17 protein-coding genes and 1 tRNA gene are annotated in these 15,299 nt (G+C 57.3%); 6 read left to right on the plus strand and 12 right to left on the minus strand.

Annotation, left to right across the window (positions count from 1 at the left end; all coding sequences use genetic code 11):
* Window positions 1–90: 90 nt before the first annotated feature.
* Window positions 91–915, plus strand: coding sequence for a tetratricopeptide repeat protein (locus EM858_RS10885; RefSeq protein ID WP_127756697.1), 825 nt, complete (start codon window positions 91–93; stop codon window positions 913–915).
* A gap of 78 nt (window positions 916–993) precedes the next feature.
* On the opposite strand, the gene EM858_RS10890 is transcribed toward EM858_RS10885, so the two are convergent.
* The 9 genes from EM858_RS10890 to EM858_RS10930 all read right to left on the minus strand — a co-directional run bounded on the left by EM858_RS10890 (window position 994) and on the right by EM858_RS10930 (window position 9,863).
* Window positions 994–1,980, minus strand: coding sequence for a type II secretion system F family protein (locus EM858_RS10890; protein WP_127756698.1), 987 nt, complete (start codon window positions 1,978–1,980; stop codon window positions 994–996).
* A gap of 9 nt (window positions 1,981–1,989) precedes the next feature.
* Window positions 1,990–2,994 (minus strand): type II secretion system F family protein, encoded by a 1,005-nt coding sequence (locus EM858_RS10895; protein WP_127756699.1) that lies wholly within the window; start codon window positions 2,992–2,994, stop codon window positions 1,990–1,992.
* 14 nt (window positions 2,995–3,008) lie between these two features.
* Window positions 3,009–4,481, minus strand: a complete 1,473-nt coding sequence (locus EM858_RS10900; RefSeq protein WP_127756700.1) for a CpaF family protein — start codon at window positions 4,479–4,481, stop codon at window positions 3,009–3,011.
* A 33-nt stretch (window positions 4,482–4,514) separates the two neighbouring features.
* A complete protein-coding gene (locus EM858_RS10905) occupies window positions 4,515–5,798 on the minus strand; it encodes a CpaE family protein (RefSeq protein ID WP_127756701.1) in 1,284 nt (427 codons plus the stop codon).
* Window positions 5,799–5,832: 34 nt separating this feature from the next.
* On the minus strand, window positions 5,833–6,525 hold the full coding sequence (locus EM858_RS10910; RefSeq protein ID WP_127756702.1) for a CpaD family pilus assembly protein: 693 nt from the start codon (window positions 6,523–6,525) through the stop codon (window positions 5,833–5,835).
* Window positions 6,526–6,581: 56 nt separating this feature from the next.
* A complete protein-coding gene (locus EM858_RS10915) occupies window positions 6,582–8,165 on the minus strand; it encodes a type II and III secretion system protein family protein (protein ID WP_127756703.1) in 1,584 nt (527 codons plus the stop codon).
* Window positions 8,162–8,968, minus strand: a complete 807-nt coding sequence (cpaB, locus tag EM858_RS10920) for a Flp pilus assembly protein CpaB (protein ID WP_127756704.1) — start codon at window positions 8,966–8,968, stop codon at window positions 8,162–8,164. Before cpaB ends, EM858_RS10915 begins: the two co-directional genes overlap by 4 nt.
* 117 nt (window positions 8,969–9,085) lie before the next feature.
* Entirely contained in the window at window positions 9,086–9,598 is a 513-nt protein-coding gene (locus EM858_RS10925; RefSeq protein ID WP_127756705.1) for a prepilin peptidase, read from the minus strand.
* Between the two features lie 85 nt (window positions 9,599–9,683).
* The gene (locus EM858_RS10930; RefSeq protein ID WP_127756706.1) at window positions 9,684–9,863 is read right to left on the minus strand and encodes a Flp family type IVb pilin; all 180 of its coding nucleotides are present in this window, start codon (window positions 9,861–9,863) and stop codon (window positions 9,684–9,686) included.
* Between the two features lie 442 nt (window positions 9,864–10,305).
* Between EM858_RS10930 and EM858_RS10940 the strand changes: the two genes are divergently transcribed.
* On the plus strand, window positions 10,306–10,689 hold the full coding sequence (locus EM858_RS10940) for a pilus assembly protein N-terminal domain-containing protein (RefSeq protein WP_003507407.1): 384 nt from the start codon (window positions 10,306–10,308) through the stop codon (window positions 10,687–10,689).
* Window positions 10,690–10,876: 187 nt separating this feature from the next.
* On the opposite strand, the gene EM858_RS10945 is transcribed toward EM858_RS10940, so the two are convergent.
* A tRNA-Leu gene (locus tag EM858_RS10945) sits at window positions 10,877–10,963 on the minus strand.
* A 119-nt stretch (window positions 10,964–11,082) separates the two neighbouring features.
* Window positions 11,083–11,388, minus strand: a complete 306-nt coding sequence (locus EM858_RS10950) for a SelT/SelW/SelH family protein (RefSeq protein WP_127756707.1) — start codon at window positions 11,386–11,388, stop codon at window positions 11,083–11,085.
* A gap of 145 nt (window positions 11,389–11,533) precedes the next feature.
* On the opposite strand from EM858_RS10950, the gene EM858_RS10955 reads away from it, so the two are divergent.
* The 4 genes from EM858_RS10955 (at window position 11,534) to EM858_RS10970 (ending at window position 14,385) form a co-directional block, all read left to right on the plus strand.
* Window positions 11,534–11,983, plus strand: coding sequence for a DoxX family protein (locus tag EM858_RS10955; protein WP_003524478.1), 450 nt, complete (start codon window positions 11,534–11,536; stop codon window positions 11,981–11,983).
* A gap of 138 nt (window positions 11,984–12,121) precedes the next feature.
* A complete protein-coding gene (locus tag EM858_RS10960) occupies window positions 12,122–12,847 on the plus strand; it encodes a type 1 glutamine amidotransferase (RefSeq protein WP_164865403.1) in 726 nt (241 codons plus the stop codon).
* Between the two features lie 58 nt (window positions 12,848–12,905).
* Entirely contained in the window at window positions 12,906–13,094 is a 189-nt protein-coding gene (locus EM858_RS10965; protein WP_127756708.1) for a YegP family protein, read from the plus strand.
* Between the two features lie 178 nt (window positions 13,095–13,272).
* Window positions 13,273–14,385: a GH25 family lysozyme gene (locus EM858_RS10970; RefSeq protein WP_035240397.1), complete on the plus strand. Its 1,113-nt coding sequence runs from the start codon at window positions 13,273–13,275 to the stop codon at window positions 14,383–14,385.
* A gap of 12 nt (window positions 14,386–14,397) precedes the next feature.
* Here the strand turns inward: EM858_RS10970 and EM858_RS10975 are convergent, their stop codons facing one another.
* Complete coding sequence (locus tag EM858_RS10975; protein ID WP_127756709.1) at window positions 14,398–15,273, minus strand: DMT family transporter; 876 nt, start codon at window positions 15,271–15,273, stop codon at window positions 14,398–14,400.
* Window positions 15,274–15,299 lie beyond the last annotated feature (26 nt).

Raw genomic sequence — 15,299 nt, forward strand, 5'->3', positions numbered from 1 at the left:
TAACAGATTATTGCTTAAGCGAAAGTTGCGTCATGTGAGTCTGTCGTGTGTCGGGCGCAAGATCGATCATTCTTGGGCGGGGGCGCTGCCATGACTGCATTTTCTTTGGGCGAGACAGGCCGGACAGGGTTGCTGCGGGGAGCATGTCTTGCCGCACTGGTTCTTGCGGTTTCAGGATGCGCGAGCACTAACAAGCCCGATCGCATGTCCACCGGCTCCATTCCTGCCGCCACACGCTCCTATGATCACATGAACATGGAGCAGCTTCGGCAGGCGGAAGAGAGCGCCGGCAAAGCCTATGAACGCAGCCCCAAGGATAAATCGGTCGGCATGAATTATGCCAGCGTGCTGATGATGACCGGCAAGAACACACAGGCTCTCGCCGTCATGCAGCAGATCGCCATCGCCAATCCGGCCGACCGCGATGTCCTTGCCGCCTATGGCAAATCGCAGGCCGCCGCCGGCCAGCTGGAGCAGGCGCTTTCGACCATCCAGCGGGCACAGACGCCGGATCGACCCGACTGGCGGCTTTATTCCGCCGAGGGCGCCGTGCTCGATCAGCTTGGACGCTCGAACGAGGCGCGTTCCCGCTACAGGCAGGCGCTCGACCTGAAGCCGAACGACCCGAGCGTATTGTCCAACCTCGGCATGTCCTATGTCCTGTCGAGCGATCCGCGCACTGCCGAAACATATCTGCAATCCGCCATCGCCCAGCCGGGAGCCGATAGCCGCGTTCGCCAGAACCTCGCGCTCGTGGTTGGTCTACAGGGCCGCTTTGCCGAAGCAGAGCGCATCGCGGTTCAGGAGCTCTCCGCGCAGCAGGCGCAGGCTAACCTCACCTATCTGCGTGCCATGCTTTCGCAACAGAACTCCTGGCAGCAACTGGCGAAGAAGGACGGTAAGTCGGCTGGCTGATACGCTTTCGGTTGTATCGGCGCGATCCACGCGACATTATGGCTTCTGTTCTGCTCGACCTGCCTGCGCGTGTCTTCGTCAGAACGTATCCATGACGCGAAGGCCGGCCGGCCCAAGAATGACGGCGATGAGTACCGGCAGGAAAAACAGGATCATCGGCACGGTCAGTTTCGGCGGCAAAGCAGCTGCCTTTTTTTCGGCTTCATTCATTCGCTCGTCCCGGCCTTCCTGCGCGAGAACGCGCAGGGCCTGAGCGAGCGGGGTGCCGTACCGCTCCGCCTGGATAAGGGCCTGCACCACGCTTTTGACGCCTTCCAGCTGAGTGCGCATACCGAAATTCTCAAGGGCCATGCGCCTGTCCTGCAGGAAGGATAGTTCCGCTGTCGTCAGGATCATTTCCTCCGCTAGTTCAGGCGACTGTTCACCCATCTCTTCCGCCACGCGGCGCATGGCTGCTTCCATCGATACGCCGGATTCGATGCAGATCAGCATCAGGTCAAGCGCATCCGGCCATGCCCGCTTGATCGACGCCTGTCGCTTGGTCATGCGGTTCGAAACATAGATATTGGGGGCGTAAAAGCCGACATAGCCGAAAAGAAGCACCGCCATCAGCCGAACGACAAAAGCCTGATCAGCCAGGTTTCCGAGAATGAAAACCCAGGCGAATGCCACGGCCAGGAAAATGAACGGCAAGACGAACCGGGCAGCAAGAAATGTATTGAGCGCATTCTGTGAACGGAAACCGGCGGCGCGCAGCTTGTTCATCGTGTTCTTGTCGGCAAGCGCTTCGCGAAGATTGAATTTTTCAACGATGCGCCGTGCGGATTTGTTGTTATTGCTACGAAGGGAGGTTTTACCCTCTCTGGTCGCGGTCGCCAGACGCTCGCGCTCGCGGCTACGAATGAGTTCCCGTTCCGACGAGACGGCTTTCATCCGCTTGGCAAGATCTTTCCGCTCCAGGAAGGGCATGATCAGCGTATAGAGGGTCGCGAAAACTGCCAGTGTGACGAGGATGGCGATAATCGTCTGCGGGTCTGTCAGACGAGAAAGCAGATTTGCTGTCATGGCCGCCCCTCAAATATCGAAATTGATCATTTGGCGCATGATGAAAATCCCGATGAGCATCCACAGTCCGGATGCTCCCAGAATGATGTGGCCCCGCACGTCGGTGAAAAGCACCGAGAGATAGTCCGGCGACGTGAAGTGCACCAGCACCATAACAATAAAAGGCAATGCGCCGATAATCACGGCAGATGCTTTCGCTTCCATGGACAGGGCATTCACTTTGGCGCGCATTTTTCTTCGGTCGCGTAATACCCTTGAAAGGTTGGACAATGCCTCCGAAAGATTACCACCGGCCTGAGCCTGGATATTGATGACGGTGCTGAAGAAGCTGACTTCAAAAAGGGGCATGGTCAGCATCATGCGCTCGATACCCTGTGGGATTCCGATACCCACCTGCTGCGCATCGACAACCCGCTGAAACTCCGTTTTCACAGGTTCCTGACCGTCCGAGGCGATCAGTCGTACCGCGTCGTTCAGCGGCAAACCCGACTTGATCGAGCGGCACATGACATCAAGCGCATTGGGGAACTCCTCGAGGAATTTTTTTTGCCGGCGCTTGAGGAGAAATGCCAATACCCAGCGCGGCAATCCCAAAGCCGCAACGGCTGCTATGAGGAGTGCGGTCAGCAACGACAGACCATAGATAAGTGCAATAAAAGCGGCGCAAGCCGCCGCGCCGACGCTTAAAAGGTGGAATTGTCGAACGGAAATTGCCAGCCCAGCCTGTACGAGTTTATCGCGCAGGCTAACATTTTTTGCTTTTTTCGCCTTTTCATTTTGTTTTTTTTCCATATCCCGCAGGCTGTCCTGCATGGATTTGCGGCGCTTGCTGAGTTCCTGGACCCGATCGCGTGCAGCTTTGATATTTACGCGATCCGTCTCTGCGGCCTGCACCCGCTTGAAACGGCTTGTGGTTTTTTTTTCGACCTCTATCTGCTGGAAAAGAAAGGCGTAGGCGAGCGCTCCCGCCGAGATGGCGACAAGTACGGCCAGTAACACTATTGTCGGGTCCATGGCGTCGCTTTCCCTTAGGATGTCTTTTCCATTTCATCGAGCGCGGCCGCCAGGCGTTTCTCTTCGCCGTAATAGCGTGCACGATCCCAGAAATTGGGCTTGCTGATGCCGGTCGATACGTGTCTGCCGATCAGCTTGCCGTTCGCATCTTCGCCTTCGATTTCGTATCGCATCAGATCCTGGGTGACGATGACATCGCCTTCCATGCCGACCACCTCCGTAATCTGCGTTATCCGGCGCGAGCCGTCACGCAGACGCGCTGCCTGAATGACGACATCGATCGAGCCTGATATGATCTCGCGCACGGTCTTGGCCGGCAGGGTGAAGCCGCCCATGGCGATCATCGATTCGATACGGCTGAGGCATTCGCGTGGCGTATTGGCGTGCAGCGTTCCCATCGAACCGTCGTGACCGGTGTTCATGGCCTGGAGAAGGTCGAAAACTTCCGGTCCGCGCACTTCGCCGACGATGATGCGTTCGGGCCGCATGCGAAGGCAGTTCTTGACGAGATCGCGCATGGTGATCTCGCCTTCGCCTTCGATATTCGGCGGACGCGTTTCGAGCCTCACCACATGCGGTTGCTGCAGCTGCAGTTCGGCGGTGTCTTCGCAGGTGATGACGCGTTCATCCCTGTCAATGAAGCTCGTCAGGCAGTTAAGAAGCGTCGTCTTGCCCGAGCCGGTGCCGCCCGATATGACGACATTGCAGCGGACGCGACCGATAATCTTGAGCAATGTCGCGCCTTCGGGCGTGATCGCTCCGAAACGCACGAGCTGATCGAGTGTCAGCTTGTCCTTCTTGAATTTTCGGATCGTCAGCGCCGGGCCGTCGATGGCAAGCGGCGGAGCGATGACGTTGACGCGCGATCCATCCGGCAGGCGTGCGTCGCATATCGGGCTCGACTCATCCACGCGTCGGCCGACCTGGCTGACGATGCGCTGGCAGATGGAAAGCAACTGCGCATTGTCACGAAAGCGGATATCGGATTCGATGGTTTTACCGCCGACTTCGATGAAGGTCTGGCCGGAACCGTTGACCATGATATCGGCAATGTCGTCGCGTGCGAGAAGCGGCTCCAGCGGACCGTAGCCAAGAACGTCGTTGCAGATATCTTCGAGCAGCTCTTCCTGCTCGGCAATCGACATGGCGAAATTCTTGATCGTGATAATGTCGTTGACGATATCGCGAATTTCCTCGCGCGCGCTTTCCGCGTCGAGCTTGGCGAGCTGCGAAAGGTCGATCGTATCGATAAGTGCGGAAAATACCTGGCTCTTGGTATTGTAGTAATCTTCCGTGCGTGCGCGTTTTCTCTGCGCGGGCGATGCGCTTGCTGTTGCCTGACGCATTGCCGGTGATTGGCCGGGTTCAAGAGTGTCAATTGCAGCAGAACGAGGCTCAGGCGCTGTCGTCACCTGCATGGGCGCAGGTGCAACAAGATCCGGCTTCGTGCTTCTGGCTGGGCCTTCGGGCCCGCGTTTTCCGAACATCGGCGTTTCCGTCTAAGGACGCAGGCAAAAGACCTACTTGCGCTTGAGAATATTTTTCAGTTTTTCCAGACCGCCGCGCCTGCTTTTGCGCAGCACGGAGCGACCTGTGATGGTATGCGCGATTTGCGAAAAAGTTTCCGCCGTCTGGGATTTTTCATCCATCTCGCTGATCATGCGTCCGCTATTGGCGGCATTTCCGAACAATTGTGCGTCGAACGGAATGATCGCGATCGGCTCGATTTCCAGCGGCTCAAGGAAATCCGCCGGCGCGATTTCCGGACGTTTGGGCATGCCGACCTGATTGAGAACGAGATGCGGCAACTTGTCGTTGGGTCTCAGCTTGATCAGTGCATCGAAGAGGTTCTTCGTATTGCGCAGGTTTGCGAGATCGGGAACCGCCGTTATGACCACCTCATCGGCTTCCGAAAGGACTGCCCGCGTCCAGTCGCACCATTGGTGGGGAAGATCGAGAACCGCAACCGGGGCACTGCGCTGCAAAACCTCGAGGATCGGCAGAAAGGCCTGACGATCGAGATCATAGGTTCTGTCGAGAAGAGACGGCGCTGCCAAAAGCGACAGATGATCGGAACATTTTGTCAAAAGACGGTCGAGAAATACCTCGTCCAGCCGCTCCGGCGAAAAGACCGCTTCAGCCATGCCCTGGGCAGGGTCCTGATCGAAATCGATATTCGCCGTTCCATAGGCAAGGTCCATATCCGCCAGAATGGTTTCCGTGGAGAAAAGGCTAGAGATGCCGAAGGCGCAATTATGCGCGATGGTGGACGAGCCTACGCCACCCTTGGCGCCAATGAAGGCGATGTTGCGGCCCAGCGGCTCCGCTTCCGGATCGACGAAGATCGCGGCGATCGAAGCCAGGAGATCGGCCATATTGACCGGGGCGACGAGATATTCGGAAATGCCGTTGCGGATGAGATCGCGATAGAGCGTTATATCGTTGTGCCGGCCGACGATGATGACACGGGTGGAAGGATCACAAACCTCCGCCAAAGGCGCGAGATCGTCCAGCAGCGAGGCGGGTGAGCTTGCTGTTTCGAGAACGATGAGATTGGGCGTGGGCGACGTGGAAAACATCGTGGCTGCCGCATTGGTATCGCCCTTCGTTACCCGCAGGGTAACCTTGCTCATGCGCCGGTCGCTGGACAATGCGTCCATGACGCCTTGCATGTTGTCGCTGACGCAGAAAGCGTGAACGGAAATACGGGGCAGGGGCCGCAGGCGATCCATATCCGAAGCGCGCACCGACGGTTCGGCTTCTGCGCCGTCGCTAGGCTTGATATCGTATTCTACAGCGCTCATCGTCTTTCCTGCCGTGACAAATGTTGGATTCGCATCAATCTGTTGCCGCGGTCGAAGTCTTACCGCGATAGGTGTCGATGACGACCGCGCGGCGCTCGGCATCGATCGGGCTCATGCCGCGCGGGCCGACCAGATCCATGGGATTGGCGATCTGCGCCGCGAGATTGCTTTGGGAAGCGCACCCGAAATTGTACCAGTTCTTGTTGGCGAAGGTATTATCCGAGAGATCCTCGGGCCACTGGCCGCACTGGCCAGTCATGGCGGTAACGGCGACATAGCTCAGACGGATGGGGGAGGCGTCGCCATTCGGGGAAGCGGCATAACGCGTCTCCATGATCTTGCCGGGCGCCACACCAGCACCGGAAAGCGTCGAGCGGATCTGTTTCGCCATTCGCGATGCGGCCGCCGCGTTGGCCGATCCCGACGGGGTCTGAATATTGATGATCCCGGTCGACATCGACGCATAATTCTGGGCAAAACCGCGGACATTATCCGCCATTGCTGTGGTCAGCCGGCTGTCGCTGGCCGAGACCGGAATATCCAGCGAATGCTCCGCTTCCGACAGGGTAATCGGGTGGCGTGTGCGATAATCGTCGGGAATGGCGTTGGTGGTCATCGGATCGCGTGCGCAGCCCTGCAACAGGCCGGCGGCAAGCGCGGCAACGACGACGAGGCCGGTCCGTCTTCCGGAAAGGTAGTGGGAAAAGGAGGAATAGGGTTCCTTCATGACGTTTCCTGCCCTGACCGGGCTTGCTGTGAAGAGGGGATTTTGTGTGCGTGTCGTCATTTGTAGATGAACCCCACTGACCCCTGATAGGGCGCGGCCTGAACCTGATCCTTGCGGCCATAGACCTTGTTGACGCGGTTCATGAAATACATGGCGGCGTCGTTTTCCGGATTGAAGTTATCGTCTGGCCGGGCGATCTGATTGCGGGCAACGGGCCGCACCAGATAGGGCGTTGCGATGATGACCAGTTCCGTTTCGTTGCGCAGGAAGTCCTTGCTGCGGAAAAGCGTGCCGAAAATCGGAATTTTCGACATGCCCGGAAGGCCGGACATGGCCTGGCGAACATTGTCCTGAACGAGACCTGCGATCACGATCGATCCCCCCGAAGGAAGCTCGACCGTTGTAGAGGTTTCGCGCTTTCTGACCGACATGTAGGTCGAACCTGGGATGCCTCGCCCGTAGTTTCCGGTGACGACATTGCCTTCATAAGTCGGTTCGGACACGTTGGTTTCGATCTTGAGACTTATTCTCCCGGGTGAAAGGACTACAGGCTTGAAGTTCAATGTGATTCCGTAGTCGACCGTTTCAACCTCGCGTTTGACAACCGTGGTATTCGTATCCTTGTCGAGCGAAACGTCCTGTTCCGCAGCAATCCGGAAATCTCCCCCGACGTAAAATTTCGCCTGTTCGCCAGAAATCGCCGTCAGGCTCGGTTCCGCCAAAGTGCGCATGACACCTGCCTGCTCCATGGCATTGAGATAGGAGGCGAACCTGAGTGAGCCGGAGCCTATTGCACCACTGGCGATCCTGGATGCGGTGTCGATTGTATTTCCGAGATTGGAAGGATTTGCGAATTCGAAACCATTGTTGCTTGTTGAACTACTGATGGAGCCGTTGAAGCCGAGTTGCTTCAGCACCTGCCTGCTGACTTCGGCGACGGTGACCTTCAGCGTCACCTGATCTTCACCTTCGATCGTCAGCATGTTGACGATTTGCGATACCTGCCGACGCTCGGCAAAAATCGCCGCATCGCCACCATTGTCGCCGCCCGTCAGTGATATATTGCGGGTGGTGGCCTCGCCGCCTTTTAGAAAGGCGTCGGCAAGTTGAACGGCGCGTGCGGAGTCCTGCGGTGTGCGTACCGATCCCGTAAGAACGATGTTGTCCGAAACGATTTCCACCTTGATATCCGACTCTGGAATGAAACGGCGGATATTGGCTTCAAGCCCGGAGATGTCGCGCTCTACCTCCAGATCGATGCTGACGATTTCCCGGCCACCTTCACCAAAAATGAAGATATTGGTCTGTCCCACCGTTTTGCCGAAGAGATAGATACGTCTTGATGTGCGGGTCACGGCATCGGCAAGGCCCGGATCAGCAACAAGAATGTCGTGGGCATCTTCCGGCAGGTCGATGACGAGCGCCTTGTTCAAGCCGAGATTCAAGCGCTTGCGAATGCCTGCACCGCTTTCCGTGATCCGCACGACGCTCGCGCTTTGCGCCTCTGCTTCGCTGACGCGCAGAAACCCGGGGGAATGCTGGCCGGGAACACCTGAAAAGGTCAGGCAGAATGCGAGCCCACCCGCCATCGATGAACGCAGGCGTTGTTTTAGACGGTTCGTCATGAGCTCCCCGGTCATTGTGATGCTCCTTGACCGCTTTTCACGATCGAGCCGGATTTGATCACCTGAATTTCCGGTTGTCCGGAACCTCCATTCAGAAGATAGCCGGCCGAAAGCGTGTCGTTTTCCTGTGCGTCGGCGACGGAGCGCAAGGCGAGTGTGAGACGATCCGCCATCTGTTGCGCCACTGTAATGATCTTTGCCTGTTCAGGGGTCAGTTCGAGGGTAGCGGTTGCGCCAACCACCGCCGACGTTCCGTCCTCGCCTTCCTTGATCTGCTGATCGATCGCCAGGACACGAACATTGTTCAAAACATTTTCGGTCAAAAAGTTATTGTTGTCGCCCTTGCGGACCATGATCACATCGACCCGGTCGTTCGGCAGCACGAAACCGCCTGCGCCTGTCGAGACGGAAATCTCGGTGGCGACCGCACGTTTTCCGGCCGGCAAAAGGGAAGACATGATGCGGGTGCTGGAATCGACCACTTTTTCCGGCCGGATCGGTTCACCTTCAAAGAGAGGCAGACGCACGACCGCGCCGGTGAGTTCGGTGATGGCGTCGGGCCTTTTCGCTTCCGTTATGAAACTGTCGACCACATTGCCCTGCGGCCAGGGTGTCCAGCGTACTGAGCTATCGTTCAAGCGGCTGCCGACAGGCAGATTGACCGAGGAAACGAGAACGTTGACCGTCGGCTCTTTCTGGATGATCGTTTCTGCTTTTTCGATGACCTGTTTTGCGCCGGAAATTTGCATGGCGACAACGCCTGCAAGACCAGCGGCCACCAGAGCAACGGACAGAATGACGATACGCGACGGTTTCATGCTCGATCCTTGAGGGAATCAGATTCTTCTCCCGTCAGGATGGCGCGCGATTGGTATAATTATGGTTAATATTATGCTTGGATTTGTAGTTAACCGATGCTTAACGCTCAAGGTTACTCAAGAAAGGCTTGCAATGGCGGCCTTGACGAGCGGTGTTTCCCCATAGGTTAGAAGACCGGCTATCGCTATGCCGATACCGTAAGGGATTTTTTTTGCCACCAGCAGGGAATCGGGCACGGGAATGCCGGCCGCCATGATTTCTCTTGAGCGTGTTCGCAAAAGAAGGATGCCGACCGTCAAAGCACCGCCGATAAAGGTCACCGCAAGTAGAAACTCGATGACGGAGATGTCGAAGCCATACCAGATCGCCGCGGCGGTCAAGAGTTTCGCATCTCCCCCGCCCATGACATTGGCTGCAAAGAGCGCAAAACAGGCGGCAAAAACTGCGGTGCCAGCGGCAAAACTAAGGGCAAAAGTTTGCCAGTCCATGCCTGAAACTGGTGCAACGATTATAAAGGAAAATAACAGGATGAGCGGTATCCTGTTGGGAATCGTCATGGTGAAGAGGTCGTTCAGCGCGGCGAAGCTGAGGCACAATGGAAGAATAAGGAATATCGCCGCTACTGTCATGATTTTTAGATCTACCTATGGTTACGGATTGTGTTGCGCCGACGGAAGCCGGCGCAACACAATCAAATCCAGTCGCAGCCTAAAGTTACGGGCTTTTCGCAACGTTCATGTAGCTGCCCAGGTTCGTGAACTGGGTGCTGAGGCTGGTGCCCAGGGTCTTGGCGCCGCCGATGATGGCGACAGAAATAAGGGCCGCAATCAGGCCATATTCAATTGCCGTGGCACCGGATTCATCCTTGAGGAAACGAGCGAAAATCTTGGTCATAGGGTCTCTCCTAACTCTGTGTTGGTTCAGCACGCCGACAACTGTTCTCCGTTGTTCGGTTGGGTTCAAACTACAGCCGAGCGATTTCCAAGCGCTTAAAAAAAACGATTAACTCAAAGTAAACGGCAGGATGAGTTTCTCTTGGTAAATAAAAGCAAAAAGTATTGTCTGCATTTTTATATTTGCTGATAAACAAATATATTCAGGCGCTGGCCGTCTCTCTCTTGCGGCAAAGTTTCCTTTGAAAGAGGGGCGGCTGTTCAGTTTTGACGCGGGGCGGAGAGACGTGAAAATATCAATACATTACGAATGGTTACCATCCTCGTTGCGGATTTCCGCCATTTAACGCTTCATTCACTAAAACCGCGCATTCTGTGGAACAATAAAGTGCGGGTAGTGAGCAAGGGCCAAACGCGTGTCATCCGGAAAACTGGCGAAAATTGTGGTCGGCTTGTCCGTCTTTCTATCGGGTTCGCTGCAGCCCGCTTTTGCTGAGGATGACATATTGCGCGTTTCGATGAATCACGCCCGTGTCCTTCGTCTCGACCGCGCCGTCAGCAAGGTTATCGTCGGCAACTCCAAAGTCGCCGATGCCACGGTTGCCGATGCCACCACGATTGTTCTGACAGGTCGCAGTTTCGGCACGACCAATCTCGTGCTTCTGGATGCCGATGGCAATCCAATCGTGGATGAACGCATTCTCGTCTCCATCGACGAGGGCAATACGGTGCGTGTTTTCCGGCAGACGGAGCGGACCGTTCTGTCCTGTACGCCAAATTGCGAACAGCATTCGCAAAATAGTGGCGACAAAGACGCTCAGCCATAACAGGCAAGGTCGATCATATTTCAGACAGGACAACAGGCCTTCCGGCAAAAAACGGAAGCGGCCTGTTCGCAGCTTTTCTGTAAGTGGAAAAGGCGAAAAAGCAACACGCTTCCCGGCGTTCACCGGTCGGCTATATGTTGCTGTTTTTTCGGCTAAGTTCTTGATCTGGCTAAGATCAAAAATGGAATGGTGCCCAGAAGAGGACTCGAACCTCCACACCCTTGCGAGTACCAGCACCTGAAGCTGGCGCGTCTACCAATTCCGCCATCTGGGCGACGGAGAGCGATGTACGAGGGCAGCCGCCCGGTGTCAACAGGCTTTTTGAACTTTTATGACGATCATTGATTTTAAAGGGAAAAAACTTGGTTGGGGCTGTTGAAACATGTCGCCGGGTCAGGTGTCGAGCCCTTCATGCTTCGTTCTGTCCACATGACCGAGGTCGCGCTCCGGGTCGATGATGTCACGGATTCTCTGTTTGAGTTCTTTGGGGCCGGGAAAACCGCCATCGCGTTTGCGTTCCCATATGGTCGTGCCGTCCACGGTGATCTCGAACAGACCGCCGGTTGAGGGAACGAGGCTGACTTCGCCGACATCGGAAGCGAAGGTCTGCAGGATTTCCTGCGCCATCCAGCCTGCCCGAAGCAGCCAGTTGCATTGCGTGCAGTAGCGGATGGTTATGCGGGGTTTGGCCTCGGTCATCTTCAGGTCTCCTTCACCGCCCGGCGGCAATAATGTTCACGATAATGTCAACTATGATACTCATGTTTTTACCGGGCGTACGCTTGTTCTTATCATGCGGCTTTGCGAACAGAGAAGCTGTCGAAGGCTGAAACGTGGAGATCCTATGGCCCAGTTCGAGAATAATCGTCAGCGTCTTTTCGTTCCCGCGGTCGCCCCGCTTTATAATGCGACACACGATCTGGTGGAGACGATCCTGCGCGTCACGGCCGGGCTTCTTCTCGTCACCCATGGGTTCGGCAAGATCGTCAATCCTTTCGGCGCAGTCGGCATGGTGGAGAGCCTCGGCTTTTATCCCGGCGTTTTCTGGTCGCCGCTGCTTGCCGCCACGGAATTTTTCGGCGGCATTCTGGTCGCCATCGGGCTGTTCACACGTCCGGCATCCTTCGCGGCCATGATCGTTCTTTTGGTAACGGTTTATTTTCACGGCATCGTAAAGGCGGAAGGTCTGGGCGGCGCGGAAAAATCGATTCTGTGGGCCGCGATTTTCCTGTTCTTCGCCGTTCGCGGCGGCAACCGGCATTCCGCAGACGCCAAGCTGGCGCGTGAATTCTAAGGCGCATCAAGTCAGGTCATCTGCCGGTCGTCGCACTGACGACGCCGTGGCTCTTGAAAATCGATTTTTCTCGTGGTGAAGCTGGATTCGATCGGCACTCTTGGCCGGTTGAATCCATTGTCGTCTCCACGAGGTCTTATGCGCGTCGCAATCATAGAAAACATGGCGGGTACGCCGCACGGGCAGCTCGGCGTAGCGCTGGAAGAAGCGGCGGCGGAAATCCATGTCATCCGCGCCTATGCGGGTGAGCCTCTCCCCACCGATGCCGCCGACCATGACGCGCTCATCGTTCTGGGCGGCGAACAGAACGCGCTTGACGATGCGCTTTATCCCTATCTTGCCGATCTCGCCCTTCTCATGAAAGCCTTTGGCGATGCTGGTAAAGCGGTCATGGGTGTGTGCCTCGGCAGCCAGTTGCTGGCGCGTGCCTATGGCGGAGAGAATATTCTCTCGGGGCCACCGGAATTCGGCTGGCAGGATATATCCCTGACGGAAGAGGGCATGTCCGATCCGTTATTGGCCGGGTTGAAAAAGACCTTCCCGATTTTTCAGTGGCATTGCGATACATTTACGCTTCCGCCGGACGCCACGCGGCTTGCGACCAATGGCGCGACACGAAATCAGGCCTTTCGCATCGGCCGGGCGGTCTATGGCACGCAATTCCATTTCGAGGCCTCGACCGCCGTGGTTGATGGTTGGTGTCAGGCGTTTCCTGCCTCCGTCGAAAGAATGTCGCCGGGCTGGCTGGAGAATTATCGTGACCATCGTGGCTTGCGCGCAGAAATGGCCGATGCAGCCGGGCTGGAAATCGCTCGAGCCTGGGTACGGCTCATCCAGATCGGCGATTTTCCGTTGCGAAAGTAATCGAGGCCGAACAGAGTTGTGGCTGAAAGACGACCGCGCGAAAGGAGGCGCAAAGATCATGTACAAATTCGAAATCTATCAGGACAAGGCCGGCGAATATCGTTTCCGCTTCAAGGCATCCAACGGGGAAACGATGTTCTCGTCGGAAGGATACCAGCAGAAGGCGTCGGCCATCCATGCGATCGAATCGATCAAGAGAAATTCCCCCGGCGCCGACACTGTCGATCTGACCGCCATGACGGCCTGAGCCGCGCCGCCGCGCGAGAACTCTAACCGTTTCGCCTGCCAGAAATGACGGGCGCATCGGCAGGTGCCGACGTAAAGATAAGATTCAGTCTTTTTTGATAATCTTCCGTTAGCATTTGTATTTCGAGGTCTCCGGGCGGCATCAGAGTGCCCCCGATTTGTTTTGCGTACGGGTTCTCATGCGTTCATCGGCTGTGCCAGCACTTTTCTTCGGTTGCTTCCTGCTTGGAGGCTGCACGTCCAGTTCCGGGCCGGAAAGCCTGATGGCCGGTTTGCCCTCGAAGGAAACGACGAGTTCGGTCACGCCATCCGCACCGGTGCCGCAGGCAGGCGTCGGCACCCAGGCCATCGCCGCCCAGCCACGGCAGGAAGTTCTGGCATGGGGCGGGCCGGTGCCTGACGAACCCAAGGCCTTTTCCGCCGTCACCCCCAGGGCGTCGTTAACGCAGAATGCACCTGAAATCCGTTTGCCGGTTCCGTCACAGGCGGCGGGAATGGTGCGGCCGGCGGAGCGCCCGACGATCAACCAGATGGAGCGTCCGGTACAATTGGCGATGGCTGCGGCCCCGGCGGCGAGCGCGGGTGCACAGATCCGCTCGCGCATTTTCCGCTCCAGCTTCAGCGATGCCAAGCCAATCAATTTCGGCAGGGTCCAGCCGCGTCATTTCCAGGTCCATGGCGTCGATGTATCCCGCTGGCAGGCCAATATAAACTGGCCGCAGCTGCGCACGCGCGGCGCCAATTTCGCCTTCATCAAGGCGACGGATGGCGGCGATCATCTCGATCCGATGTTCCGCACCAACTGGCAGCGCGCCAAGGAAGCGGGCATTCGCCGCGGCGCTTACCACTTCTTCTACTGGTGCCGCAACGCCAGCGAACAGGCGGACTGGTTCATTCGCAATGTACCGCGCGATCCGGACGCGCTGCCACCGGTTATCGACGTGGAATATAACGGTGAATCGAGCTGCAAGATGCGCCATTCCCGTGAACGCGTTCTGGAAAAGATGCGCGTCTTCATGGACAAGCTCGAACGCCATTATGGCCAGCGGCCGATCATTTATACGGCGCCCGATTTTTACAAGGACAACCTCCAGGGCGAATTCCAGGATTATCCCTTCTGGCTGCGCGCCGTCGCCCAGCATCCGTCGGTGGTTTATCCCGGCCGCAAGTGGCTGTTCTGGCAATATTCCGGTTCCGGCCTGTCGCACGGCGTCGATGGCCGCATCGATCTCAATGTCTTCAACGGCAGTGAGGATGCATGGCATCGCTGGGTGGACCGCCGTTCGAGCTGACGATGGCAGCCGTCAGCGCGCGAATTTTCGCGCGCCTGCAACACAGAGCACCACGATAAGCGTAACGGCGATCATGGCCGGGCTCACCTCCTCATGTAGCAGGGTCGCGGCAAGTGCCAGCCCGAAGAAGGGCTGAAGCAATTGCAGTTGGCCCACGGCGGCGATGCCGCCAAGCGCCAGCCCGCGATACCAGAAGATGAAGCCGATCAGCATGCTGAACAGGGAAACATAGGCAAGGCCGGCCCAGGCCTGCGGGTCGATGCCGGCAAGCGTTTCCGGCCCGGTGAAGAAAGCAAGCGGCAGCATGACCGGCAGGGAAAGAACCAGCGCCCAGGAAATGACCTGCCAGCCGCCCAGCTTTCGGGAAAGGGCGGCACCCTCCGCATAGCCGAGCCCGCAGACGATGATTGCGCCGAGCATCAGAAGATCGCCGGCAAGCGAGGCCTCGATCCCGGCGGCAAACGAATTCGACAGGGAAAACCCTGCCACAAGCGCGCTTCCAAGACAGGAAAAGAACCAGAACACCGGGCGCGGGCGTTCCCCGCCGCGCAGCACGGCGAAGATTGCTGTTGCGAGCGGTAAGAGCCCCACGAAAACGATGGAATGCGCCGAGGTGACATGCCGCAGGGCGAGCGCGGTCAATAGCGGGAAACCCACCACGACACCGAGCGAGACAATGAAGAGCGATGTCAGGTCATGGCGCGCCGGGCGCCTTTGCCTGAACAGAAGCAGCAGCGCCAGCGCCAGCAGGCCGGCAATGCTGGCCCGGGCGACGGTCAGGAACACCGGATCGAAACCCGTTACCGCAATGCGTGTCGCGGGCAGCGAACCGCTGAATATCACCACACCTGTCAGGCCGCTCAGCCAGCCGCTCGCCGTCTTGTCCATCGTCAACTCCTGCGTTTTGCCTTTCT

Origin of the sequence: Agrobacterium sp. CNPSo 2736, from assembly GCF_004005385.1 — a bacterium.
Classification (GTDB): domain Bacteria; phylum Pseudomonadota; class Alphaproteobacteria; order Rhizobiales; family Rhizobiaceae; genus Agrobacterium; species Agrobacterium leguminum.

Excerpts from the sequence above, each read along its gene's own strand:
- EM858_RS10885 (WP_127756697.1), top strand. The coding sequence starts at position 91 with ATGACTGCATTTTCTTTGGGCGAGACAGGCCGGACAGGGTTGCTGCGG.
- EM858_RS10890 (WP_127756698.1), bottom strand. The coding sequence starts at position 1,980 with ATGACAGCAAATCTGCTTTCTCGTCTGACAGACCCGCAGACGATTATC.
- EM858_RS10895 (WP_127756699.1), bottom strand. The coding sequence starts at position 2,994 with ATGGACCCGACAATAGTGTTACTGGCCGTACTTGTCGCCATCTCGGCG.
- EM858_RS10900 (WP_127756700.1), bottom strand. The coding sequence starts at position 4,481 with ATGTTCGGAAAACGCGGGCCCGAAGGCCCAGCCAGAAGCACGAAGCCG.
- EM858_RS10905 (WP_127756701.1), bottom strand. The coding sequence starts at position 5,798 with ATGAGCGCTGTAGAATACGATATCAAGCCTAGCGACGGCGCAGAAGCC.
- EM858_RS10910 (WP_127756702.1), bottom strand. The coding sequence starts at position 6,525 with ATGAAGGAACCCTATTCCTCCTTTTCCCACTACCTTTCCGGAAGACGG.
- EM858_RS10915 (WP_127756703.1), bottom strand. The coding sequence starts at position 8,165 with ATGACCGGGGAGCTCATGACGAACCGTCTAAAACAACGCCTGCGTTCA.
- cpaB (WP_127756704.1), bottom strand. The coding sequence starts at position 8,968 with ATGAAACCGTCGCGTATCGTCATTCTGTCCGTTGCTCTGGTGGCCGCT.
- EM858_RS10925 (WP_127756705.1), bottom strand. The coding sequence starts at position 9,598 with ATGACAGTAGCGGCGATATTCCTTATTCTTCCATTGTGCCTCAGCTTC.
- EM858_RS10930 (WP_127756706.1), bottom strand. The coding sequence starts at position 9,863 with ATGACCAAGATTTTCGCTCGTTTCCTCAAGGATGAATCCGGTGCCACG.
- EM858_RS10950 (WP_127756707.1), bottom strand. The coding sequence starts at position 11,388 with ATGACCGAGGCCAAACCCCGCATAACCATCCGCTACTGCACGCAATGC.
- EM858_RS10955 (WP_003524478.1), top strand. The coding sequence starts at position 11,534 with ATGGCCCAGTTCGAGAATAATCGTCAGCGTCTTTTCGTTCCCGCGGTC.
- EM858_RS10960 (WP_164865403.1), top strand. The coding sequence starts at position 12,122 with ATGCGCGTCGCAATCATAGAAAACATGGCGGGTACGCCGCACGGGCAG.
- EM858_RS10965 (WP_127756708.1), top strand. The coding sequence starts at position 12,906 with ATGTACAAATTCGAAATCTATCAGGACAAGGCCGGCGAATATCGTTTC.
- EM858_RS10970 (WP_035240397.1), top strand. The coding sequence starts at position 13,273 with ATGCGTTCATCGGCTGTGCCAGCACTTTTCTTCGGTTGCTTCCTGCTT.
- EM858_RS10975 (WP_127756709.1), bottom strand. The coding sequence starts at position 15,273 with ATGGACAAGACGGCGAGCGGCTGGCTGAGCGGCCTGACAGGTGTGGTG.